Source organism: Christiangramia fulva (genome assembly GCF_003024155.1).
In the GTDB taxonomy this organism is placed as follows: Bacteria; Bacteroidota; Bacteroidia; order Flavobacteriales; family Flavobacteriaceae; genus Christiangramia; species Christiangramia fulva.
Genome location: NZ_CP028136.1, coordinates 1,211,087 through 1,234,843, shown reverse-complemented (window position 1 = coordinate 1,234,843; position 23,757 = coordinate 1,211,087). Strand labels below are relative to the sequence as shown.

19 protein-coding genes are annotated in these 23,757 nt (G+C 35.8%); 4 read left to right on the top strand and 15 right to left on the bottom strand.

All coding sequences use genetic code 11. The features are described 5' to 3' along the window. Window positions 1-447 precede the first annotated feature (447 nt). The 15 genes from C7S20_RS05675 to C7S20_RS05600 form a co-directional block, all read right to left on the bottom strand. Entirely contained in the window at window positions 448-999 is a 552-nt protein-coding gene (locus C7S20_RS05675) for an NUMOD4 domain-containing protein (RefSeq protein ID WP_107011575.1), read from the bottom strand. A 111-nt stretch (window positions 1,000-1,110) separates the two neighbouring features. Continuing rightward, window positions 1,111-1,242 (bottom strand): hypothetical protein, encoded by a 132-nt coding sequence (locus C7S20_RS19875; RefSeq protein ID WP_257791348.1) that lies wholly within the window; start codon window positions 1,240-1,242, stop codon window positions 1,111-1,113. Between the two features lie 576 nt (window positions 1,243-1,818). Beyond that, entirely contained in the window at window positions 1,819-2,460 is a 642-nt protein-coding gene (locus tag C7S20_RS05665; protein WP_107011573.1) for a recombinase family protein, read from the bottom strand. 382 nt (window positions 2,461-2,842) lie between these two features. Beyond that, entirely contained in the window at window positions 2,843-3,064 is a 222-nt protein-coding gene (locus tag C7S20_RS05655) for a hypothetical protein (RefSeq protein ID WP_107011571.1), read from the bottom strand. A gap of 99 nt (window positions 3,065-3,163) precedes the next feature. After that, on the bottom strand, window positions 3,164-3,718 hold the full coding sequence (locus C7S20_RS05650; RefSeq protein WP_107011570.1) for a hypothetical protein: 555 nt from the start codon (window positions 3,716-3,718) through the stop codon (window positions 3,164-3,166). A 55-nt stretch (window positions 3,719-3,773) separates the two neighbouring features. After that, complete coding sequence (locus tag C7S20_RS05645) at window positions 3,774-5,222, bottom strand: hypothetical protein (protein ID WP_107011569.1); 1,449 nt, start codon at window positions 5,220-5,222, stop codon at window positions 3,774-3,776. Further along, window positions 5,222-5,764, bottom strand: a complete 543-nt coding sequence (locus C7S20_RS05640) for a hypothetical protein (protein ID WP_107011568.1) — start codon at window positions 5,762-5,764, stop codon at window positions 5,222-5,224. The genes C7S20_RS05645 and C7S20_RS05640 overlap by 1 nt, the downstream gene beginning before the upstream one ends. A gap of 103 nt (window positions 5,765-5,867) precedes the next feature. Then, window positions 5,868-6,764, bottom strand: a complete 897-nt coding sequence (locus C7S20_RS05635; RefSeq protein WP_159039879.1) for a hypothetical protein — start codon at window positions 6,762-6,764, stop codon at window positions 5,868-5,870. Window positions 6,765-6,769: 5 nt separating this feature from the next. Next, window positions 6,770-7,063 (bottom strand): helix-turn-helix domain-containing protein, encoded by a 294-nt coding sequence (locus tag C7S20_RS05630; protein ID WP_107011566.1) that lies wholly within the window; start codon window positions 7,061-7,063, stop codon window positions 6,770-6,772. A gap of 153 nt (window positions 7,064-7,216) precedes the next feature. Then, window positions 7,217-8,092 (bottom strand): hypothetical protein, encoded by an 876-nt coding sequence (locus C7S20_RS05625; protein WP_107011565.1) that lies wholly within the window; start codon window positions 8,090-8,092, stop codon window positions 7,217-7,219. A 118-nt stretch (window positions 8,093-8,210) separates the two neighbouring features. Further along, complete coding sequence (locus C7S20_RS05620) at window positions 8,211-8,780, bottom strand: hypothetical protein (RefSeq protein WP_107011564.1); 570 nt, start codon at window positions 8,778-8,780, stop codon at window positions 8,211-8,213. A 21-nt stretch (window positions 8,781-8,801) separates the two neighbouring features. After that, complete coding sequence (locus tag C7S20_RS05615) at window positions 8,802-10,349, bottom strand: acetate and sugar kinases/Hsc70/actin family protein (RefSeq protein WP_107011563.1); 1,548 nt, start codon at window positions 10,347-10,349, stop codon at window positions 8,802-8,804. Window positions 10,350-10,354: 5 nt separating this feature from the next. Continuing rightward, window positions 10,355-13,486: a DEAD/DEAH box helicase gene (locus tag C7S20_RS05610; RefSeq protein ID WP_107011562.1), complete on the bottom strand. Its 3,132-nt coding sequence runs from the start codon at window positions 13,484-13,486 to the stop codon at window positions 10,355-10,357. A 237-nt stretch (window positions 13,487-13,723) separates the two neighbouring features. Next, window positions 13,724-14,704 (bottom strand): hypothetical protein, encoded by a 981-nt coding sequence (locus C7S20_RS05605; RefSeq protein WP_107011561.1) that lies wholly within the window; start codon window positions 14,702-14,704, stop codon window positions 13,724-13,726. A 32-nt stretch (window positions 14,705-14,736) separates the two neighbouring features. After that, window positions 14,737-15,444, bottom strand: a complete 708-nt coding sequence (locus tag C7S20_RS05600) for a hypothetical protein (protein WP_159039878.1) — start codon at window positions 15,442-15,444, stop codon at window positions 14,737-14,739. 200 nt (window positions 15,445-15,644) lie between these two features. Here C7S20_RS05600 and C7S20_RS05595 point away from each other — a divergent pair, with 200 nt between their 5' ends. From C7S20_RS05595 to pglX, 4 genes are read left to right on the top strand one after another with little or no spacing between them, the layout of a single operon-like run. After that, window positions 15,645-16,250 carry a DUF1819 family protein gene (locus tag C7S20_RS05595; protein ID WP_107011559.1) on the top strand — a complete coding sequence of 202 codons (606 nt, stop codon included), beginning with the start codon at window positions 15,645-15,647 and terminating at the stop codon, window positions 16,248-16,250. After that, on the top strand, window positions 16,250-16,828 hold the full coding sequence (locus tag C7S20_RS05590; protein ID WP_107011558.1) for a DUF1788 domain-containing protein: 579 nt from the start codon (window positions 16,250-16,252) through the stop codon (window positions 16,826-16,828). The genes C7S20_RS05595 and C7S20_RS05590 overlap by 1 nt, the downstream gene beginning before the upstream one ends. Before the next feature lie 2 nt (window positions 16,829-16,830). After that, entirely contained in the window at window positions 16,831-20,331 is a 3,501-nt protein-coding gene (brxC, locus tag C7S20_RS05585; RefSeq protein ID WP_107011557.1) for a BREX system P-loop protein BrxC, read from the top strand. Then, window positions 20,331-23,756: a BREX-1 system adenine-specific DNA-methyltransferase PglX gene (gene pglX / locus C7S20_RS05580; protein WP_107011556.1), complete on the top strand. Its 3,426-nt coding sequence runs from the start codon at window positions 20,331-20,333 to the stop codon at window positions 23,754-23,756. The genes brxC and pglX overlap by 1 nt, the downstream gene beginning before the upstream one ends. Window position 23,757: the final 1 nt, after the last annotated feature.

The window sequence follows — 23,757 nt, the reverse complement described above, 5'->3', positions numbered from 1 at the left end:
ACAAAAATGTAAAAAACTGATTATCATTAAATTAAGTTCATTTTAGTTCCGAAAATATGTGTGAATCGAATTCTCATAATCAGGTGGTCCTTGGTTCGAGCCCAAGTGGGACCACAGTAAAAAATCCTAACACGCTAATTTACAAGTAGTTAGGATTTTTTATTTATAGTTGTGTCACTTTTTGTGTCACTTTTGTATTATCAGTTATCTATACTTCTAAGAGTGACCAATTATAAGGTGTAAAAAAATGAGCAGTTGGAGTTTAGTTACATCCCGTTACGCTTGAAAACCCAGTAAACTATGAGGTTTGAATAAATATATAGGAGTTTAGTTACATCCTGTTACATGACTAACTTGCCCAAAAAAGGAATATACATTCGAGAATTCTCGTACTCCTTAATCAAACCTGCATCACAGTTAAACCCTATAGTCGAAAAATTCTGAAATTTAGGGATTTATCAGCTCATATTTCCAAAAGTACCCTTTATGGGATTTTTTATTTCCCAAACAAACTTGAGTCACAGCATTGGGAGTAAATCCATCTTTCGCTACAGCACCAGCATAACTGTAAGTATTAATCAAAGCACCATCTAAAGAGAATTGATACACCTTCTTTTTGACTTTCTCCCTGCCTTTTTGAAATGCTCCATTGTAGGCAATGTTTTCACCATGCGTTACCCACTCCAAATTTTCAGCCGTGTTATTTGATCGGTTTTCATCTTTATGATTAACAACATTGTTGTTGTGTGGATTGTCAACGAAGAGCTCCGCTACCAAGCGATGTACACTGTGGTTGGTTTTAATCCCATCCTTTGAGAGATTTACCGTAACGTATCCAGAAGTTTTATTTGGTTTTGAGCTTAAAATTTTTTCCTTTAGGTGATAAATTATACCTCTTGAACAGGTGAAAGTTCTTTCCAATCTCTTAACTCTTCCAATATTGCTTATTTCATAAAGGGCTTCATAACCCTTAACCGGTTCCCATTTTTCTTCTTCCATTGCATATATATTTTAAGATATATATGCCCTGAAGAGAAAAAGTAAAGCCCATTAAGATTAAATCCTAATTAATAAGCTGATTCTATTCTATTGCCACACCAGAGAAGTCCCTTACTTCCAATTAGCTTTTGCTTTTGCTGTTGCAGCTCTATTTATTCTCACTAAGTTCTGTTCTTCAGGAGTGAGGTCCTCCCATCTAGAGGTTTTCTTTTTGGCAGGATATTTCATGTCAAGTGCATTCATTCTAGCCCTAAATTTTTCCTTATCAGTTAGAATCTTTTCGGTAGGGGCGCCTCCCGGAAAAATCTTGATATTGTATGAAAATAATTCTTTGATAATTTGAATCGGTACAAGAAGTATTAAAAAGATGAGCAACAGTGGGAGAGAGATACTATAGCACCTATGAATAGAAGGTCTTCAGAAAAATTTTTCGGTGACAGTTTTCTTTGCGCCTTATTAACGGAGTTAACCCACTTTTCGGCCTCCAAATCATAACGAAGGTTCGTGAGCGAACCATTATCATTTGGTCTCCATTTAAAATCCCCAGGCATCGGCATAACAATTTGATTTGCTGGTTGGTAATTGCGGTAATTTACTGCTTTAGGAAGTTTTATGCCAGCTTTATGGTACCTTTTTGTTCCAAAAAGAAGGTTAAATGACAGGTCTAGTTAGGGAGGTTTGGATGGCGGAAAATTATTAAAAATTGTGGGAAGCCTTGCAAATATTGGCTTATACTGATTTTTTATTCCGAAAAACAGATGATATAAGGTTGCCTTGCAATTAAAGTGCAGTAGTAATTCTGGAAATTTTTGCTCTGGATTAAAAAATTGCTTCTCTTTTCACAAGCGTCTTCCTAACTTTTACAACTGTTGCGGTTGATTTATTTGCAATAGCTGCAACATCCCGAACTGTCAACCCTTTCTTCAATTTTTCAACAATCACTGGATGACGCTGTAGGAGACGTTCATCTGTTTGCTTGCTTCCGACTTTTCTGCCTCGGTATTTTCCTTTCGCTTTAGCTAGTTGGATACCTTCCCTTGTTCTTTCCTTGATTCTATTCCGTTCCATCTCAGCGATACTAGCCATCACACTCACCACAATCTTGGATACGGGATTTTCTTTGCCATTAATTCGAGTTTCAAAACCTTCCTTCAAAGATTGAAGATTAATTTTTTGGGAATTGAAAAGCTCAATCGTTTGTAGAATACCCATGAGGTTCCGGCCCAGTCTGTCAATGGAGTCGACAACGATCTTGATTTCTGCTTTCCCGGGATCAACAGATGTCATCCTATTATACAGTTTACTTGCCTCTGGCCTCTCAAGAAATGGTACATTACCTTGGATTTTATCTATGTAGAAAGTTTCCGGATTCCATTGGGAATGTTTTTTGAAATTTTCCATCTGCCTGGATCCATTTTGAGTAATTGAAGAGATGCGAGAATAAAAGAAGACCTTTTCCATACCAAAGCTTTAATTCTAACTAATTTACGTATTAAAATTAGGGTCGGAAATAAATTAACACAAATTGAAGGAAATTTCTGGTTTTATGACTTCTTTTCTGTGCTGGGATATAAGTACACTCTAAAATTGAAACAACAGGTTCTGCAGCAAAGGCCATGGGCACTTCAACTAGGTTTCGCCAGGTGTTGGGTAGTACACAAAAGTGGATTTCCACCCCTGCCTCCCACCCTGGTGGTAACCCCTCTCCTGGGACCCTCCCTGGTTTTTGACCTTGTTTTTCAAATGCATGGTCCCCTGATAAAATTTTTTTTCTATTTTTTTACCACTAATTTCAAGAGACCCCTCATTATAGTTTATGAGTTTTCTTAAGAGCGGGATAAGCTTAAAGAAATGTTTGTGTCGCCCGTAAAAATATGTCCTTCCTCTTCAAATCCTTTAGCAAATTTCCAGATTGGAAAGTCTCAAAATATTCTTCAAATTTAAAAAGAGCAATTCTTCTTGAGGTCATTAAAAGATCTCTTTTTATGTCTTTGGTCTTGATGATGGCCTCACCCTTAGCAGTAGGATTTGCTACTATTTCTATTCTGTAGAGTGAGTTTGTCATAATTTAGAATTTTTAAATTTTTTTGAATGACAATAGATGTAAAAGGCCGGTAAACTTTTGAAAAGAATCCGGCCTTTTAACGATTCTCAGGTAACCAGGTCAGGAAACATTTATTATCATATGGATGCCACCGGGAAACTTTAACATATGTCTTCCTTTTTTATTGGGCACTGAAGCATTCCCTATCCTCTCGGCTAAATCCTCTGGTTTAATTACATTATCCACAAATGGACTGTCAAGATTCAGCTTTTTCAACTCCTCGAATATTTCCTGTTCTTCCTCTAGTTGGACTGGCCAATCATCTATAGAAGCTCGAATGCCTATAATTTTGTTCATATCAGCACACTTACCTAATGCTAGACCAATGTGATGTCCTGTTCCCAAGTCGGGATCATACTCTTCAAGAGTTGGTGAATAAAGCTCTTGCAATTTTGCCACCTCCTCATCATATAATCTTAGGGCCTCCTCACGTGCTACTTCAATATCGTGGTGCAGAATATGATGGATGCTTTTTTTATATATAGTTCTATCTCTCTTGAGTTCAATCTTGACCACCACGTACTGATATAAGAGCATTCCGACAAAGTCATCCTGCGCCATTTGCATTTTTCTATAATCTTCAACAGTAAAGTCTTTATAATCTTCATATTTCATGATATTTCATTTTTTTGATTAATAATTTTTCATTCTTTGAATACTCTAGGCGAAATTATGGAGGAGGCTCTCTTGCATGCAAAGACCATTCTTCAACAGAAATCAGTGGTCTAATCCCGAAGAATTCCTGAAGATCATCTTCCATTGCCTCTTTTACCGTCATTGCAAATAACTCTGTTGTGACAATGGAATCGTGTATGGTAAAAAGTGGTATTTCCGGATACTGGTGAGAAATTTTCTTCGTAATCCGGTCCAGAATCAAATATGCCTCTAGATTTTGAAGAAAGATTGGGAAATAAGTTTTATTATCAATTTTGAAATCATCAACTATATTGGAAACAGCGGGGGGCAAAAAGCGCCTTACTTCTTTGCATCGTTTCTCTTTATTCTGGGTGGAAGAATAGAGAAACTCCATAATAGCCTTCTTAACATAGTCACGCAGTGAATCAAATTCGACCCATTCCTTGTACTGCTTCTTTTCATTGAAAAACTGATCACTGATACCCAGCGGAGTTTGTATTGAGTGTAAGAACTCATCAGAGAAATGAGAGGCTATATGGTCATATAGATCACCTTTAGTAACCAGATATACAAAGAGCTCAATCCCTCTGATATCAACCTCTTCCATAGTTTCCGGAATCATAGTAGATATACTACTGACTATTCCATCCCTCACTTCCCTATCTACTATAGAAGATATGCATTCCTGTACCCTTTCCTTGGAAGAAGAATCCTCTTTAGAAAGGAATAGAAGATTAAGAAGTCCAGCTAACAAGAAGGGTTGAGATGATTTCATATCACAACTAATAAGAGTTTCATTTCCCTTATAAGCAATAAATCTTCTTAGGTCCCTGGGACAATTGGAAAGAATACTATGTAATCTATTATCCTTTCCTTCTCTTTGATAATAAATGACTCCGTTGTTCAACATCTCCAATAGGTATCTTCTTGAATACCTTTTTGAATCTTTCATCTTGACATCCTGTAGGTAGTTTAATCCCTCATTATAATGAACGCTTAGGTGTTCTGATGTTAACCATTGAGTTAGGTGCCCGGTTGTTTTGTCAGCCTTTGATCTCTTTTCTAATTTGTCATGTGAGAGCTTCTTGCGAATAACAAAATCCTCCGGAATGTATCTGATGATCTTCTGAGATTTCTTGGGATGATTCAGTTTATAACCCTTGGCTCTATGCTTCTTGATACTGTAAGGCTGCGTTTTGATAAATCTATGTTTTTCCAGGAATTCCAAGTAGATCTTATATTCATGATGGTATTTCTTCAGTAATTTGGCCTGGAGTCTCACGTACCCATATTTAGAAATCTTTCGACTAATTGAACTTCTGTAACTAATCAAATGGATGAAGAAACAAATCACATCAAACTTTAGTTTCTTCTTTTGGAATGTATGGGTGCCGTTGGCCCATCCAAACCTCTTCAAACCTTCAAAAATTTCTTGAGGAAGAAAGAAGTAATAGGTGGTCTGATTTTCTGCTCTGTATTTCATTACTCTTCTGGATTGTGGATGTAGATGATTTCTCGCTCTGAGCCACTGAAGTAGGCAATGACATCAGACACTTTAATATCCAAAGACAAGACAATTCTTTCTTCTGGTGTTCCATGGACCCGGCTGTATTCAAAAGCGAAGGCTTCAGCTTTCTTGAGGCTCAAGGTCCAACTGACTCCAAAATCTCCTGATTCAGCCTCAGTCTTGGTCATTCCTCGATAAATTTGGACAATGGGTCCCAGCGATTTCAGATATCTTTTTTCGTAGGCACTCATCAAGGAGCTCTTTTCCGGCTCATTCTTTATGAACGACTCTCTAACCTCTTCCCTATAAATAAAAATTCCATCTGCGCATTCGTAGGCTGTACGTAGTAAGTACCAGTAATGCCAGCCATGGAGCTCATTGGCCACTTCAAGGAAGTTTCCGAAGTAGCTGTAGCTGTTTCGACCAGGACCGAAAATTAGCCGGTCTAACTGGTATTTAATTATTTCTTTGCCTTTATATTTGAGTATTTGGTGTGCTCTTGTTTCGTTATTTTTCATTTTGATAGGGATATAAGTTTCCTGGCCCAGGATCAGGGGAAGGAATTGATTGAAAGAATATCTTGAAATATTTACTCAGAAAGAGGGGAGAAGTTGATTACCCTCACAACTTGAAATTTGGAAAAAAATTTAGAATAAAACTGAATGCTCTGATCCAAACTATTTTAAAAAAATTTCTTTTTTTTTCGTGAAAAAATTTAGCTTTCCAAAAACAGGACATGTCTTCAAGGCAAAGTAGCTCCAAATAATTATCAATATTAAAACCATCAAGGTTTACCTGATTATCTCGAAGCCTGAGAATTTCATTTTCACTTTCATCTTCTTCTCTTATTACCAGATAGAGCTCACAGTACTCTTCTAGTTCTTCAGACATTCCATTAATTACTAAGTTCATTTGTTCTAGAGGATCGTTATCAACGGGAATAGAAGAAAAATGATAATCCATAGCAGCCTTCTGCATTTCTAAATAATTATTAAAATCAAGTGGCCGGAATTCTTGTACTTCTATTATTTCATCCTCACCCTCTTCATTTTTTTTTAATTTTTTTGCCTTAAAATAACAAGGTGTAGAATAGGGCTCATTTAAAACTTTTTCGGGATTCGGTGATAATTTGAGAAGTTTTTTATAATAAACAAAACGTTCTTTTTTTCTTTTTCTCTTAAATCTTTCTAGGAGTTTTTTCTCTTTTCTTAGGTTTTTTTCGTTTGTTTTATTTAGGCTTAAAAGAAAATATTCTTTCTTTTTTCCTTTATTGTTTAGAATAAATGAAAGCTCGACATCTAGAATTCCATTAAAGGTAGCTTCAGGTAATTCCAAGTCTTGAAGGAAACTTCCAGGTTGCCTTTCAATTTGTTTCATCTTTCTATAAGCGTATGTTTGGGCTTGAGCCTTATCAAGAACAGGATCCAGATTGTAAATTATGATTTTTTGCTTCAAAATCTCTCCATTTTCCTTATAGCAAAGTGTTCTGACCCTATACATGAATTTTACTTTTTTCATAATTGTTATTTTTGTTCATTTCTCATGATGAGTTCTTTTACATCTTCTTTCCGGAAGTAGACACGTCTACCGATGCAAATAGGGGTTAGAATTTTATTTCTCCCCCAATTGAATAAGGTTCGTCTGGAAACTTTGAAAATTTTTGCCGTTTCTTCTACGGTATATAGATTGATATGGGAGTCTATAAAATCTTGATGTTTATTACCAAGCTTTTCAATGGTTCTAACTATTTCTCTTAAGTTTTCGTGATACTCTTTGCGGGAAAGAGACTCAATAAGAATTGCATTACTTTTTTTCATCCTGTTTGAATTTCGATTGTACAGGGCAAATTTGATAAACAAAAGAGAGTTAAATGGAAGTCGGATTATAACGGACGAGGTATATACTTACCTAGTTAGGCATAAGTCAGTAAAGACGGGAGATTAATTCATAATTCATATTGTTTATGAATTTTATTTTTCAAAGTTAGAGTGGACATTCTCAATGAATTGGTCAATGGTATCCTTTAAATCCTGTCGAGGCTTTCCTGATCTTTTAAGATTGGAGACAGGTAACCCATTATGAATGAAGAATTCAGAAGTTATCTTCCAATGCTTGTTGCGGGTATTTTCTATAATGCCTCGGTCCTTTAGACTTGTTATAAAATAAGCCAGGCCGGAAACAGCTTCTTTCCATTCAATTTTTCTAGAAAGCGGTTTTTGAAGAAATAGGTTTTTAAAAATTCGAAAATTGGTTTTCGGATCTATTATTTCAGTATCCAGCAATAACTTTTTGAAGTGATATTCTAAATCTTCGTCTTTTATTTTTCCGGCCCTTTTAAAAGATAGAATAGGCTCCTTGGGCTTAAAAAATTTGTATAAATATTCCCAGTTAATTTGACTCAAATTATTTTGGTGCTCAATAAGTATTTGATGGAAGCATCTAATGATAGAAAGTTCTAATAAAGAGAAAAGTGGATTATGATGATTTTCAAACAACACGGATTTTTCCTGAAAAGCCTTCGCTTCTTCCTTTTCCTTATTCTTAACTTGCTGATGCAATTTGCGTAATCGATCTACAACTTCGTTCAGGTATTTGTTTCTTTTTCGCAGGTAGACGGTTGAAAACTCTAATTGAAGCCAGTCCATTGATTCAGACTCCTTTTCTTTCAGGACCTTTAATAGAGAAGTCTCTTTACTCCAATTCCATATCCCACCTTCAACTTTATAATCATCTGATCTATCCAAAAATTTTTGAATATGAATAAACGGATGTTCCGGACTGTAGGCTTTTGATCTTTTATATTCTTTTTGATTACAATATTGGATAAATAGCTCCGTTTGTTCCATGATGTCCTCATTAAGTTTCAAATTCTTTAAAGATAATATCTCTCATTTCAATAAATGAACTACACATCGTCTGTGTAACTTATTTATCAAATAGAATAAAGGAGAAATCAGTTTTTTGTTAGATTTCTTCTGGACATAGACCAGAATTCCAATATCGCTCATTAAACACCTCACAGAACTTAATCGTGTTCTCCCATTCTTCTGCTTTAAATTTTACATCTAGGTCTTGCAGGTTAAATTTGTAAGGCGTTATTAAATGTTTCTCTTCACTATACCACTCCTCAATCCAAAACAAGAGAAAATCCTCTGCTCCCAACGTTTCATTCTTTTTTAACCACTGCATGAGAGCGGGGTAATCATTTTTTACACTTTCAAACACCTTCAGTTCTTCCCGGAAGTATTTTTCATGCCTATGAAGATCTACGATTTCTTTCAGGGATGAATATCGGGAACTGAATTTCATCTCCGGATTTTTATCTGTACAACAACAGCCCATCCCATCGATGCATGAATTAACATGCCGGTGGCTGTAGCTGTAGTCATAAAGATCTTCATATCTAAGTATCCACCAGGTGATTTTGGCAACACTATAAAATTTATTTTTTTTAAGGCGGGATAATACTTCAAAGGCTTTTTCTATTTCTTTGAGATACTGATCACGGTGGGGGTGAAGAGTGGAGGTGCTCATAGTTTGTGTGGATTATGCTATTTAAATGTCACTTAACCCGTGAATATAATCGTTGTTGTTATTAGGAACATTTTTTGGGAGGTGCTCAAAAATTTTCTCTACAGGGGTTAACTTCAACTCATCAATCATAGGGATAGACAATCCATAAGCTGTAGAAAATATTGGATATAATTCATTTGAAATATTTTTATTTAGGAGATATGGAATATTTAGAAAGTTTTTATTAATTACTTTTAAGTCGGTAAAACCCAATATTGAAGTTCTCATATTTTTATAAGTAGCTCCACCCCCACAAAAGACAAGGGGACGATCCTGTAGAGCATTTTTGAGATTATTTGGATTAATATGGCTTGCCTTGAAGGATCTATATAGGTCAGAAATTAAAAGCTTTATTTCTTTCTTTACTTCGGATTTATAAATTGATATAATAGGTAAAAACTTCTCTCCTGCTTTATCAGCATAAAATTCCTTTTGTAAGAGTTTAACTTCTTCATTATTATTTTGATCTGAATATGTTTCAAGGATATAATTTAAGCCTTTGTGCAAAGAAATTACTGAATGTATATCTGGCTCTTGACCATTAAGAGTAAAAAAGGCAATATCCGTGGAACCGCCACCGATGTCCATTAACAGGTTCATCCCTTTCGGTAATCTATTCTGATGTGTTAAAGTAAGTAAGCATGCATAGGCTTCAGGAATAATCTTTATACCATATTTAAAAAAAACATCCTCTTCAGAAAAAGGAATTTCTAAAGTCGTTTTTTCTACCAGCTGAGTGTATTTAGTTTTAAGAAATTCATCCTTTGATTTGAATTGTTCAAGTAGGTGATACGCACTAACTAATAATTTCTGTGCTTTCCTTTCCTGGCGCTTGAATTCTTTGATACCGCTAGGAACTCCCATTTGAATAAAGAAATCATTTCCTAATTTTTCCTGTAGAAGAAATAAAACATAGGTCAAATACCACACGGAAATGACATCGGGGCTAATAGAATGCTTCCATCTTGTCTCACTGGAAAAGGAGGCTAGTTTGAAGTAGCGGTAATGAAAATGCTCAACCTTATCTTGTTCCCAATCTAGTAGCTTCTTCGAATAAGCTTTTTCTAAGGCTTTTTTATCTTTTCGCCAGAGAGAAATTGCTTCTTGATATTCCTTTTCAAGTTTCTCTACGCTTTTTTTCCATTTTTCTAAGGGTGATATTTCTTGAGGTTTAGAGGTTCTACCTGCTAATGCCTTCAATTGTTGCTTCCAGTGAAGTTTCTCCTTTTTTTTCTTTTTGGTGGGTTTTGGAGGGTATATTGGCTTCTTAGGCATGGCCGGAATCTTAAAAGCAGGCCTTCCGATATTACTCTCCCGATCAACTGTTTTTGCCTTAGCTTCCTCTACAAAACCGTAACTTATAGTATGGTCCAAATTCACTTGGACGATGGAGGGTAACAACATAACCTTGCCACTTATCCCTTTATTAAACTCCACAAATTTGTACAATTTCTGGTTGGCATTTGTAGCATTTTCAATACATATCTTGGTTTGGTGAGTTCCAAAATCTAATCCTACTGTGTAACTCATAATTCTCAGTTTATGATGATTTGGCTCAAGGAAAGCAGTTTTGGAGAAAGAAGGCTAATTTCCGTTGATGCTAATTCATCTAGAATCCTTTCCTTATCCTCGAGAAGGTTCATTAATATTTTTTTCTGGGCCGGTAGTATATTTGTTATATTCTTTTTTTCACCTTCATCCAAAACGGATAGTTTATTTTCGGAACTTTTAACAATGTTTTCCTGGGTTTTGATCCGATTATTATAATATTCCTCTTTCCGCTGAATTTGCATTTTTTTGTGACTTTCAATTCTCATCCTTTGCTCTTCCAGATTCTTATGTTCTACTTCTTCCAGTTCTAAAGCAAAGTGATATTCCAATTCAGAAATGAGATCAGGGAGAAGTTCATCTGGATTCATAACTGGAGTTGCAAACAATTGGGCTTTACCCAAGAGCTCTTCCGCCAATGTATTCTCTATAACTTTCCCTTCTTCAACACTATATACTAGAGGAATCAAAAGTTTTGTTGTTTGTTCTCTATTAAACCATTTTTTAAGGAATGTACTGGTGTAGACGGCCAGAAAGTATGTGCCAATGTTAAATTTCTTCTTTCCGAGAAGATGCCTGGGTAATGTAAACTGGAATGTATTGGCATCAGCAGATCTTTGATTATCAAAAAATTTAAATGCAGCCAGTATAATCGGATGATAAGTGTTAATCCGGATAAGCTTCGGTTGGTCGTACCCGACTTCTTGAGAAAAAGTAAGTTCCATATTTCCAAGACCCCTAATTCTATTTATAAATCTTCTAAAGGAATCAACAGAGTTAACATCATGAGGTTGATATCTGTTCAGAAAGTTAATGAGTATGTGCGGGGAACTTTTAGGAAGAATTAAGTTGTATATAAGCTTGGCCTCATCAATGGTCTCCAAAGTACAGGTTGGTAATGCTTCCCGGATTAAAAATTTTAAATAATTTACCAGTTCTTTTTCAGTTACATATTTATAATTATCTTGGATCTTCCTAATTTCATTGCGAAAGTGAATATCATTAGTTAGGGTATTTGTGAGGCCCTCACTAATTTCTTCCAGATTTCTTTGTTCAGTTATTATTGCCCTTTCAATATCATCTATCTTTTTTTTCACCTGGTCTTGTGAAAGTTTGGTGCAGTACAGTTCCTTCTCAAGATCTGAAAACCATTTTCTAATATTAGTGACCCCCGTATTATCTTTAAGCTCTAAATCTTTGTCCAATATAGCCTCCAAATCACCTATTGATCCTCTAAAAATGCCAATACGGTCCAATAGTCTGGTGTAGATTTTTTCTTGAATAGAATCTTTGACTATGAGGTTGTATATATTGACAACTGGAGATTTTTGACCAAAACGGTCTATACGACCAATTCTTTGCTCAACCACCATTGGATTCCAGGGCAAGTCATAATTAACTAGTGCATCACAAAATTGTAGATCAAGCCCTTCACTCCCTACTTCTGAGGAAAGAAGAATTTGAACCTGATTGTTTCTTCTGAAATTTTCAATTGCCTCAGTTCTATTTTCTACACCACCATGAATTAATTCGGCATTTAGACCTTCATTGTTTAGTCGACCTTGGAGGTACTTAAGAGTACTTTTGAACAGGGCAAACACAATAAGTTTCTTGTGGGAAAGAGTTACAACCTCATTAATGATTTCAAGTAATTTCTCAAACTTAGCATCTTTGTTGAACAGGAATTTCCCAGGATGTTTTTGATTACTCAAGTAGCCATAAACACTACTTGCAACCTGTCTTTTTTTTTGAATCAATCCCAATGGAGTACCTAAAAACATCTTTTTGCTTCCATCCGTATCATAGAAAGAATTTTCTTCAATATACTCTTCAATGACTTCATCAAATATTTTTCGCTCCTCTGGATATAGATCTATTAACAGAGTGTGGGGCTCCCGTGTTGCTTGAGACCAGTCCTGAGTGACTTCTTTCTTTCGAGTGCGAGAAAACAATTTATTCATGTCACTCATATCTGAAATATCGAACTGGAGATGCACTCTTGTCTCCGCTATATCCTCTTTGGTCATTAAGTCCTGTATGATCTTATTGTAGAGTGGAATTTCCTGAAACAATTCGTGGACTTTAATAGATTTTTTCCATTCGACTTGAAATTCTTCACCGGAGGTATAATACAGGCTGACGGAGGTATCGGTCAATTCCTTACCTATATTTTTCAAGGGAGCACCATTGTTCACTTGTGTTAAAGCTTTAATGAATGGAGCATTAACTGCCAGTTGATTTTGAAAAGTTGAAAATTCGCTATAAGTATGTTCATCAAGGAGTTGGAAAAGATTAAATAAATTTTGTTCGCTGATCATAATGGGTGTGGCCGTTAAGAAAACTACAGACTTTGTATGATCAATAATCTTTTTTACTCCTCGATATGTTTGTGTGGTGTGATTTCTCAATCTATGGGCTTCATCACAGAGTACAAAATCAAACCGCAGGGAATTTTGATCTATTATTTTGAAAAGATCCGGTTTATCACTTCGTTTCTTTTTGTTAGGCCGAACTTTTTCGTAATTGATTATGGCCTTTATTGATCCTCCGAAATCTTTAATGTCCTGGACAAATTCCGATGTTGATTCGTAGATCTTAAAGTTGAGGTTAAACTTTTCCTTTAATTCGGTCTGCCACTTATTCTGAAGAGACTTTGGACATATAATTAAAGAATTATTTAATTCTTTCCTAGCCATCAACTCCAGCATTATATGTCCTCCTTCTATGGTTTTCCCAAGTCCTACTTCATCAGCTATTAAAATTCTTCGGTTATCAGAATTGAGGAACTTTAGCAATGGCTTAAACTGGTATGCCTTAAAAATGGTGTTGGAGGCTTTTAATGAGGAAATTGTGTTATTGCTTGTATTCTCAATTTTAAAACTTGTGTTTATTTTAGAAAAATCCTCATAAGAATTAAAAATTCCCTGGCGAAGCCGTTCAAAAGGATTTGATAGATCCAGATCTGGAATGATAGAAGACTCAAGACAATTTTTGATTTCTCCATTAATACTTACTCTGTAAAGTTGCCGCCCTCTAGCCGGGGGAAAAACATCTTTAATTATTCCTTTTTCATTGGAACCAACAAAAAGAACTGAATCACCGACTGTAAACCTAGACATGAATTAAGAGAGTTTGCATCACAAATTGAATATGCAATTTGCATGAACTATTATTTAATATTTTCAAGAAATCTATTAAGAATTGGATCATACTTAAAAAATGAGCAAAATTTATAGATTAGAGAAGTTCCTACTAGCATAACGGTTTTGATTATTTATAAACCATAACCAATTCAAATTCACATGTTCTCATCTTGTTGTGGTATGTTAAAATTACTAATTTTTGAAAAGTGAGTGCTAGATCAATTTAGATTTTAACTTGCTAACTGATAACTCATGATTTTTAAGAGAACTGGAAATTGCGTTGATTTCTTTGTCCAACTTGTTTTTTTCTTCCTGAATCCTCTTCAATTGGAGCTCCACCATCTCAACCTTTGAGGAAATCTGCTCTTTTCTCGTTCTTTCTTTAGCAATTTTGGAATTTAGAACCTGAATCTCTTTATTCTTTTCCTGATTTAGGATTATTCTGAAAGCACACATTTGAACAACGATAACCGATGCAAGCTCATAGTTACCTCTAACAAGATTTTTTGAAGCGGTAAATGTAGTCCTAAACTTTTTTGAAATGCTTTCGAGACTCTCATTTCTTACCGAGTAAGCAAAAGCGCCAATTCCGATTGCCCAACCCACTGGTCCTGTTACAAAAGCAAGAAAAGAGCTCATGCCGGTATAGAAAGCAAACGGGAGAGTAATTCCTAATAAACTGGTAAGACCTCCAACCAAGGTAGATGCCATAATGTACAAGCCCATGCCCGAGAGTTCTGCTAAAGCAAGGGCTCCAACTGTACCTAAGGAAGCTAATTGGGAACTTTCAAGATTTTGATTTTCCAGCACTTTATTAAGCTCATCCTGGAACTTCTTTTTTTCCTCTGGTGATAACTTATCGTAATTCTCCTTGAATTTGTAGAGGAGTAATTGCTCTTCCATCTTTTGGACTGATGAAGTAGTATCCTGTAAATTATAGTGTTTATTTATTTTTTGAAGAATTTCCTCGTAGTTCAGTTTTTTCTGAAATATGCCTTTTAGGGGCATGATAATACCGGATAATTCCTTTTCAATATCGAAGGACTCACCGGGTTTTTTATTTAAAAGTTTTTGGAAAACCTGTTTTTGCTCAGAATTGAGGTTTTTAAATAATTTTGTCGGATATGGCATTAAATAGTCAATGTCTTGGTAGGAAAAATCATTATCTAAAGTGGAGTAATTAGTAGCATGCATGATTTTGAAAAAATTATTGAATAGAAAAAAGTTTATGTTTTTGGTACTTTATCCATTGGATCATTCGCATAATCTTGAATGATTCTGTTCCTTGAGTCTTTAAGTCTTGAGGCTTCCTGATGAAGAATTGTGATTTTTCCTAAAAACACTGGAAATCTTAAATTTTCACCTTCTTCGAATTTCGTATAGGTCGTTTCCCCAGCTCCAATTTTTGATTCAGACTCCTTGTCTTCTATTGCGAATGGTAGCTCATCATAATCAGAATCCCTTTCCTCACGCCACAAGTAGATTTCTATTCTGTTTGAATGTGAAGGGTCATTTAATAGAACTTCATTAATTCCAGAACCTTTTTTAGTAGTGAAGGTAAAGCGTCTATTTTCACCATTGAGTTGACTGTAACAGTGTGAATAATGGTTCCCCTCAGTTTCGCCTAAAAATTTAACGTGACGATCATAATTGTCTCGTTCATTTTCGGGGATATCTGACAGTGATTTAATTCCATAACTTTGAATAACATTAATTCCGTCCAAATAAATAGACCATCCAAATCTTACATCTAGATTAGATTTAATATTTATCGCAAAATTTTCACCATCTTCAGCTCCAATTAATCCTTTATCATCTCCAATAGGAAATATTTGGTAAACATGTTTATGGTCGTAATTATTGAAATCTGAAACAACTTTGATTTCGATTTCACTTTCTGGTGATTCAACAATCTTCAGAGATTTTTTCATCATAAAAAAGTTAGGAGATGATTGTAGGGAAGCATCAATTATTAAAATTAAATATAGCTATTTTTTAATAATTTTTTGATTTGTTTCATCTTCCCGGAATTTGTAATATTATAAAAATGTTAAATGACAATGATCTCACCCTACTTTTTTCATTGTCAATTAATTAACAAAAACAAAATTCCAGCATTTAGATTTTTCAAATAATGAATCCTGAAAAATATGATTTTGCATATACGTCATCTTCTCTACGTTTGAAGGAGATGGTGCATGTAGGTAAGCATATTATGAAAGGCTCCGAGCCTGATTATGTAAATGAATTAGGTGCAGGAAAGAGCGCAACCGGAAAACGAATTTACAGAGAGGTGAAAAAACGCCTGGGATTTCTCAGTGAACAGCAATTGAATTTGCTGGTTAAAGGTAGCCTTGAGATTCAGAAGCACATAGCGTTTTATGCAGTTTGCAAAACCTATCTTTTTATCAGGGATTTTACGGTGGAAGTTCTCCGGGAGAAATATTTGATATTTGATTACGAGATCAGTGAAGGAGATTATATTTCCTTCCTGCGTAGAAAGCAGGAGCTACACCATGAAATAGGAGAGCTTTCTGAAAGTAGTTCGAAAAAAATAAAACAAGTAACTTTCAGAATTTTGGAGCAGGCTGGATTGATCAACAATACAAAAGAAAGGATAATTCAACCTCAATTACTCCAGCAGGAAGTAGTTAATGCTATTAGCAGCGATGATAAAAAATGGTTGAAAATATTCTTAGTCAGCGACCTAGATCTTAAAAATTATACTAACCAATTATAATGACCAATATAACCGAAAAGTTTGATCATCTGTATAAGGTGATCTCTTCTTCTAATTTTCTCAAAAAACAAAGCCTGGGCGGGGAGATCCCGTTCTTTATATCTACGTATGAAGCGGAGGATGAAAATGAAGTAAAGATTGCGATCAGGCTTCTTCAGAATAAACTTAATTCTCAGGGCATAAAAGTTCTGGAATTGAATTTATACAATATCTCCTGTGAAATTCTGGAAGCTAAAGGAGGAATTGAAAGAATGTTCAGGGTGGAACAGCGAAAATCCAAAGATAAATTTCTAAGGGCTTTGCAATCCTCCCTTAATATTCATCAGGTTCTGATGCCGAAAATCAAGGAAATGATAGATGAATCTGAAGCAAAGGTTTATTTTCTCACAGGAATAGGAGCCTGCTATCCGTTCATTCGCTCGCATAATGTGCTGAACAATCTTCAGAATGTTGCCAGGGATTGTCCTACGGTGGCTTTCTTTCCCGGTGAATATAATGGACATTCTCTGAATCTTTTTGGATTACTTAAAGACGATAACTACTACCGAGCTTTTAATATCAATACAATCAAAGCCTAACCATGACAATCAAAGAATACTTCTTAAAACCTGTAGATCGACCTATTGAAACGGTAATCAAGGCAGATGACAGGGATCATATCTCAACCGAAGTGGCAGAATATGTAATTACCGATGAAATTTCAAAGAAGATCCGGGAGCTCTTTCAGGCTTACAACAATTATAATGGTGTTAATGGTGTATGGATATCTGGTTTTTTTGGTTCTGGTAAATCTCACTTACTTAAGATTTTATCTTATGTGCTCGAGAACAAAGAAGTTGATGGCTATAAGTGCGGTGAATTATTTGCGGAAAAAATTGAAAACGATGAGATGCTTAAGGGAGATGTTCTTGCTGCGACAAGGATCCCTTCAGAGGCTATTTTGTTTAATATAGATCAACAGGCACAAATCACTTCAAAGGCTGATGAGAACGCCATTCTTTCAGTTTTCTATAAAGTATTTTTTGATCACCTGGGGTATTATGGTTTTCAGCCTCACGTAGCGGAATTTGAAATGTGGCTGGATAAACAGAAGAAATATGCCGATTTTAAAACAAAATTTGAAAATCTACACGGTCAGGCCTGGGAGGAGGCCCGGATAGACTATTTCGACCCCATGGTTACCGATAATGTTGCAGAGGTTTTAAGTGACATCTTTGGAAAGGATGCTTCAAAATATGAAGATATACTTGACGAGATGGAAGATAAACAAAAGCAGTCCATTGAGGATTTCAGTCACCGGGTAAATGAATATATCAATACTAAACCTTCAGGCTTTAAACTAAACTTTTTCGTTGATGAGGTAGGGCAATATATTAGCGATAATACCAAGCTAATGCTTAATCTGCAGACCATAGCCGAGTCCCTGGCAACTAAAACCAAAGGAAGATCCTGGATACTGGTCACTTCTCAGGAAGATATGGAAAAGGTGATTGGTGATTTGACCAAAGCTCAGGAGAACGACTTTTCACGGATCCAGGCAAGATTTAAATTAAAAGTGCCTCTTACTTCAGCCAACGTTGATGAAGTAATTGAAAAAAGACTTCTCAAAAAGAAAGATAACGCCAAAGAGCATTTAATAGCATTATACAAAAAGGAAAATGCTCATCTAGAAACCTTATTGTCTTTTTCTGAAGCAGGAGTACAATTCAAAGGATTTAAGAGCCCGGAGGATTTTGCCAATAAATTTCCTTTTGTGCCTTATCAATTCGATTTGTTTCAGCAATGTAGGAGAGCTTTGTCTTCTCATAATGCCTTCCAGGGGAAACATTCTTCTGTGGGAGAAAGATCCATGCTGGGAGTCTTTCAGCAGGTGATCCAGCAGATAGAGAATGGTGATGAACGTACGTTAGTTAGCTTCGATAAAATGTACAGCGGGATTAAAAATGAGCTAAGGGGAGAAATGCAAAGCTCAATTAATCTTGCTGAAAAAAACCTCGATAATCCTTTTGCCGTCAAAGTCCTTAAAGCATTATTCCTGGTAAAGTATTTCAACAATTTTAAGACCACTAAAAGGAATATATCTGTACTGATGCTTGATGATCTGGATGTGGATCTAAAAGAGCATGAAAGAAAAATTGAAGAGGCTCTAAATAAACTGGAGAACCAAAGTTATATTCAACGAAATGGAGATAACTATGAGTTTTTGACTGATGATGAAAAGGATGTAGAGCAGGAAATAAAGAATACCGATGTTGATGAACAACAGGTGACCCAGTTACTTCGGGAAATTCTTTTCGATGAGATCATCAGGGATAACAGGATAAAGTACCTCGAAAATAAACAGTATTACGACTTCACCAGCAAGATCGATGGTATTACTCTGGGCAGGGAAAAGGAACTGGAAATTGAACTGATCACTGAAAATTATCCCGAGTATTCAAACACTACCTATCTACAGTCTCAGACTATGGGGAGTACAGGAATGAAAATGGTTCTTCCTCCAGATTCAAATTTCATCAAGGATTTGAAGATGTATTTGAAGACCGATAAATACGTCAAACAAAACCGCTCTACTTCAAACCGGCCCGAAGTCAGCAGGATTTTAGCCGAGAAAAGCCAGTTAAATGTTAGGCGAAAGTCGAATTTAAAAGAGCTCGCCAACAAGTTGTTATCAGAATCCACGGTCTTTCTGAATGGAAACAAGCATGAGATGGGGGCAACTTCCGATGGTAAAACAAGGGTAATAAAAGCTTTCCAGGATCTTGTCAAGAATGTGTATTCCAACTTAAGAATGCTGGGCAGTACCCAATTCAGCGAAGATACCATTCGAAGCGTGGTTCGAAATCCACAGGATGATCTTTTTGGAACTGATGATTCTACCATGTCTGAAGCTGAAAATCAAATCTTCAGTCTTATCAATAGGAGAAAGAAAAGATCTGACAGGACTTCACTTTCAGATGTTAAAGAGGTATTTACCAAAAAACCATATGGCTGGTATCCTAACGCAATCTGGACGGTAGTTGCAAAGCTATATCGCAGAGGGAAAATTGAACTAAAGCAGGATTCAAATATTCTGGAAGATCAGGATGTGATCGATTCTCTAATCAACAGCTCCTATCATAATAATACCCTGCTTGAGCCTCAGGAGGAAATCGACCCGAAACAGATTAGAGCTCTAAAAGATGCTTATCGGGATGCTTTTGATGAGACCTGCTCTTATAATGAGGGCAAGGAAGTAGCCAAGGCTTTCAAGGAGAAGCTTCAGGGAATGTTGGCGGAAGTGAGTCAGTTACAGGTCCAGGAAAATCAGTACCCGTTTCTTGCCAGTTTAAACGCATTTGCAGACCATTTAAAAAGATGGACTAAGAAAGATTATAATTACTTTTTAAATGAACTGGATGATTTTGAGGACCAGCTTTTAGATACCAAGGAAGACCTTCTAACTCCCATTAAAACCTTCATGAATAGTGACCAGAAGGAAATTTATGATGAGATACGTCAACTGGTTAAAGGAGATACTTCCAATTTTCTTTACGTGGAAGGTGAAGAGCTTGATCAGCTAAATGATTTGATCAAAAACGACCCGAAGCCTTACCAGGGAAATTCGATCAGGGAAGGAAAGGAAGTCAAGGATCATTTAATTAAAAAGCTGAAGGATACTTTTGACGCTGAAAGAGAAAAAGCCAGTTCAAAAATAGATCAGCTGGTATCCGATTTCCAATCCAAAGAAGAGTTCTCTCAGCTGAGTGAAGAAGAAAAAGAACAGGTTTTAGATCCTTTTGAAAGGGCTAAGGAGGAGATCAGGAAAGAGCGATATATTTCCCAGATAAGACAGATTAGCCACCGTGCTGAAAATTATCATTTTGAAAAGCAGTTGAATGAAATGCTAGAACTGGTCACCGAGGACAAACCAGGAGGAGGTGCAGGAGAACCGCCAGCCCGATATATCAAGCGCTCGAACATTAGGGTGCAGTTTGATAAGACTGAATTGAAAACGGAAGAGGATGTGGATGATTATGTAGAAACTCTTCGAAAATGCTTAAAAGAACATATAAAAGACAATAAAAGAATCACCCTTTAATGAACACTAACCGACTTAAAAGATTTGCCCAGGACGCCAGGAGAAAATTATTGCAGCAGGTAGGTTCCAGGATGGAACTGGTATTGACAACTGACTCTGCAGAATTACGAGAAAAGGCCATCGCCTTAAACAGCCTGAAAGATGCTATCAAAGATTCTTCTAAAGCACAGGTAATAGACAAGGTCGCCTATACCTGGTTTAATAGGTTGATGGCGTTGAGGTTCATGGATGTGAACGAATACCAGCCTACCGGTATTAAAATTATTACCCCGAAAGAGGGATATACGCTGCCAGAGATCCTCGAAGATGCGAGGCAGGGCCAGATTCCTGATGAACTCCCAGTAAATAAAGAGCATATTTACGATCTTCTTGACGGGAAGATCCCCAGTTCTAATGCGCAGAATGAAGTATACAAGGAGCTACTAATTGGCGCATGTAACCAACTACATTCCATTTTTCCTTTTCTTTTTGAAAAGATAGATGATTATACAGAGCTTTTATTACCTGATGATCTTACCAGTGAATTCTCCATTATTCATGAATTCATGGAAGGAATGTCCAATGAAGATTGCCAGGAAGTTGAGGTAATTGGCTGGTTATACCAATTCTATATCTCAGAGTTAAATGATATGCTAATTAGTTCTAAGAAAAAATATAAAACTGAGGATCTTGCTCCAGCTTCTCAGCTCTTTACACCTAAGTGGATTGTTCAATATATGGTAGATAATACCTTAGGTCAACTCTGGACGGAAATTGAACCGCAAACAAAGGTTACTGACTCTTTAGAATATTATATAGAACCAGATTATAAAGATCAGCTGGAGAAAAGAAAATCTAAAAGCATTGAGGAGATTAAATTTTTTGAACCATGTGTAGGTTCAGGCCATATCTTATCCTACGCATTCGATGTATTTTATAAAATTTACGAGGAGCAGGGTTATAATCCTTCAGAAATCCCTGAGTTAATAATAACCAAAAACTTATATGGTGTAGATATAGACGAGAGAGCAGCACAGATAGCATCTTTTGTTATTTTGATGAAAGGAAGGGAAAAACATCGTCGTTTTTTAAGAAGCATAGAAAAGAAGAATATCCAACCTAATATCTCTTTTTATCAAGATTTTGAATTTGATGATAAGTTTAAAAATGCTTCGGCTTTAGGATCACTAATTCACGTAACTCCTGAAGAGGCCGATAATTTTCAGATAGATGAAAATTCAATTTTTAGTGCAAGACAAGAGGAATTAAAGAAATTATATAACCTACTTGGCAGAAGATACGATTTAGTGGTTACTAATCCTCCATATATAGGAGCTTCCAGAATGGAACCGACCTTGAGGAATTACGTTGCAAATAAATATCCTGCAACGAAATCCGATCTATTTGCAACTTTTATCCTGAGAAACCTCGAACTATGTAATGCTAATGGCCTGTCTGGATATATGACTCCATTTGTTTGGATGTTTATTTCTACCTATGAAAATTTAAGGGAAGATATTATTGATAATCATTTTATTAATAACCTCATACAACTTGAATATTCTGGATTTGATGGAGCAACTGTACCAATTTGCACATTTACCTTACGAAAGCAGAACCTTCCAAGCGGATTAGGAAGTTATGTCCGTTTAAGTGATTTTAGAGGAGCTAATCAACAAGGTCCTAAAACTCTTGAAGCAATCAAAGATGAAAAATGTAGTTGGTTTTATAAAGCGAATCAAAAAGATTTTGAAAAAATACCAGGTTCTCCATTAGCATATTTTGTAAGCAACAATACAATCAAAATTTTTGAAGACTGTGAACCAATTCAAAATAAAATAAAAGCTCGACAAGGAATCTCTACTGCCGATAATGACAGATTTTTAAGAACATGGCAAGAGGTTGGATTTGAAGACTCTTCATTGTATAGATCAAATAATACTTGGGTTCCCCACAACAAAGGTGGGACCTTTAGAAAATGGTATGGAAATCAGGAATTTTTCATTAAGTGGAAAAATGATGGCTATGAAATAAAAAACTTTTTTAATGATAATGGGCAACGTAGGTCTGTCATAAGAAATCCAAAATTTTATTTTTTGCCTTCGGTTAGTTGGAGTGATGTTACATCAAGTACAAATGCTTTTCGAGTGTTTCCTGAGGGATTTATTCATAATGGATGTGCGCCTTCAGCTTTCGGTCAAGATAAGGAATTTAGAAGATGTTTAGTGGCATTTGGAAATTTAAAATACACATCACATCTTGTAAACATTATTAATCCGACTATGCACTTTTCTGAAGGCTATTTTGCTAAACTTCCATTTACTAGTAAATTTTGGAATAAGGAAACAGCTGATTTAGCCGAAAATTGTATAACTATTTCTGAGCTTGAATGGAATTCTAAAGAATCTTCTTGGAACTTTAAGCAGAATGAGCTCATTCGTTTTTTAGGGAAAGATCTTGAAGAAGCTTATAATTTATACATTCAATTTTGGCAAAGTAAGTTTTTTGAACTGCATAATCTTGAAGAAGATCTTAATAAAAAGTTCATTCACCTCTATGATTTACAAAATGAATTAACTTCCGATGTACCTTTAGGTGATATTACAATATTGAAGGAGGAAGTCGATATTGTCAATAGAGAATTAGTATTCGATCAACAGGAGATTTTTGCGCAATTTATTAGTTATGCAGTTGGATGCATGTTTGGTCGGTATTCACTGGATAAGGATGGTCTAATTTTGGTTAACCAGGGAGAAACGCTTGAAGATTATTTGGAAAAAGTAGGCAAAGGAGAAGCTGAGATTAAATTTCTACCAGATGACGATAATATTATTCCAGTATTAGATGATGAGTGGTTCGAAGATGATATCGTAGGTCGTTTTTATGAGTTTTTAAAGGCTTCATTTGGGAAAGAGAATTTTGATAAGAACCTGGCTTTTGTAGAGGATTGTATAGGGAAGGATATTCGTAAATACTTCGTAAAAGACTTTTATAAAGACCATATAAAACGCTACAAAACACGTCCAATTTACTGGATGTTCTCTTCTCCAAAAGGCTCTTTTAATGTGCTAATCTATATGCACCGTTATACTCCAGATACACTTAATAATATCCTTAACGCATACCTGCTGGAATACCGGGAGAAACTAAAAGCCCGTACCGAGCACCTGGATCATATCATCGAAACTGGTAGCTCCACAGAACAAACCAAAGCAGCCAAGGAAAAAGACAGGCTAAGAGCCATTCTATTGGAACTGCAGGAATATGAAAGAGAGATCTTGTATCCACTAGCTACAGAGCGTATTTCCATAGACCTGGATGATGGAGTCCTGGTAAACTATAACAAGTTTGGGAAAGCTATCCAGGAAGTAAAAGGTCTCAACGATAAAAAAGCCAAGGAAAAGGTTAGAAAGTTTGACTGGATAGATACTTCGCAAATTATATAGG

Bases quoted from the DNA above. Each gene is read 5' to 3' on its own strand.
- C7S20_RS05675 (WP_107011575.1), bottom strand. From the start codon at position 999: ATGGAAGAAGAAAAATGGGAACCGGTTAAGGGTTATGAAGCCCTTTAT.
- C7S20_RS19875 (WP_257791348.1), bottom strand. From the start codon at position 1,242: ATGAATGCACTTGACATGAAATATCCTGCCAAAAAGAAAACCTCTAGA.
- C7S20_RS05665 (WP_107011573.1), bottom strand. From the start codon at position 2,460: ATGGAAAAGGTCTTCTTTTATTCTCGCATCTCTTCAATTACTCAAAAT.
- C7S20_RS05655 (WP_107011571.1), bottom strand. From the start codon at position 3,064: ATGACAAACTCACTCTACAGAATAGAAATAGTAGCAAATCCTACTGCT.
- C7S20_RS05650 (WP_107011570.1), bottom strand. From the start codon at position 3,718: ATGAAATATGAAGATTATAAAGACTTTACTGTTGAAGATTATAGAAAA.
- C7S20_RS05645 (WP_107011569.1), bottom strand. From the start codon at position 5,222: ATGAAATACAGAGCAGAAAATCAGACCACCTATTACTTCTTTCTTCCT.
- C7S20_RS05640 (WP_107011568.1), bottom strand. From the start codon at position 5,764: ATGAAAAATAACGAAACAAGAGCACACCAAATACTCAAATATAAAGGC.
- C7S20_RS05635 (WP_159039879.1), bottom strand. From the start codon at position 6,764: ATGAAAAAAGTAAAATTCATGTATAGGGTCAGAACACTTTGCTATAAG.
- C7S20_RS05630 (WP_107011566.1), bottom strand. From the start codon at position 7,063: ATGAAAAAAAGTAATGCAATTCTTATTGAGTCTCTTTCCCGCAAAGAG.
- C7S20_RS05625 (WP_107011565.1), bottom strand. From the start codon at position 8,092: ATGGAACAAACGGAGCTATTTATCCAATATTGTAATCAAAAAGAATAT.
- C7S20_RS05620 (WP_107011564.1), bottom strand. From the start codon at position 8,780: ATGAGCACCTCCACTCTTCACCCCCACCGTGATCAGTATCTCAAAGAA.
- C7S20_RS05615 (WP_107011563.1), bottom strand. From the start codon at position 10,349: ATGAGTTACACAGTAGGATTAGATTTTGGAACTCACCAAACCAAGATA.
- C7S20_RS05610 (WP_107011562.1), bottom strand. From the start codon at position 13,486: ATGTCTAGGTTTACAGTCGGTGATTCAGTTCTTTTTGTTGGTTCCAAT.
- C7S20_RS05605 (WP_107011561.1), bottom strand. From the start codon at position 14,704: ATGCATGCTACTAATTACTCCACTTTAGATAATGATTTTTCCTACCAA.
- C7S20_RS05600 (WP_159039878.1), bottom strand. From the start codon at position 15,444: ATGATGAAAAAATCTCTGAAGATTGTTGAATCACCAGAAAGTGAAATC.
- C7S20_RS05595 (WP_107011559.1), top strand. From the start codon at position 15,645: ATGAATCCTGAAAAATATGATTTTGCATATACGTCATCTTCTCTACGT.
- C7S20_RS05590 (WP_107011558.1), top strand. From the start codon at position 16,250: ATGACCAATATAACCGAAAAGTTTGATCATCTGTATAAGGTGATCTCT.
- brxC (WP_107011557.1), top strand. From the start codon at position 16,831: ATGACAATCAAAGAATACTTCTTAAAACCTGTAGATCGACCTATTGAA.
- pglX (WP_107011556.1), top strand. From the start codon at position 20,331: ATGAACACTAACCGACTTAAAAGATTTGCCCAGGACGCCAGGAGAAAA.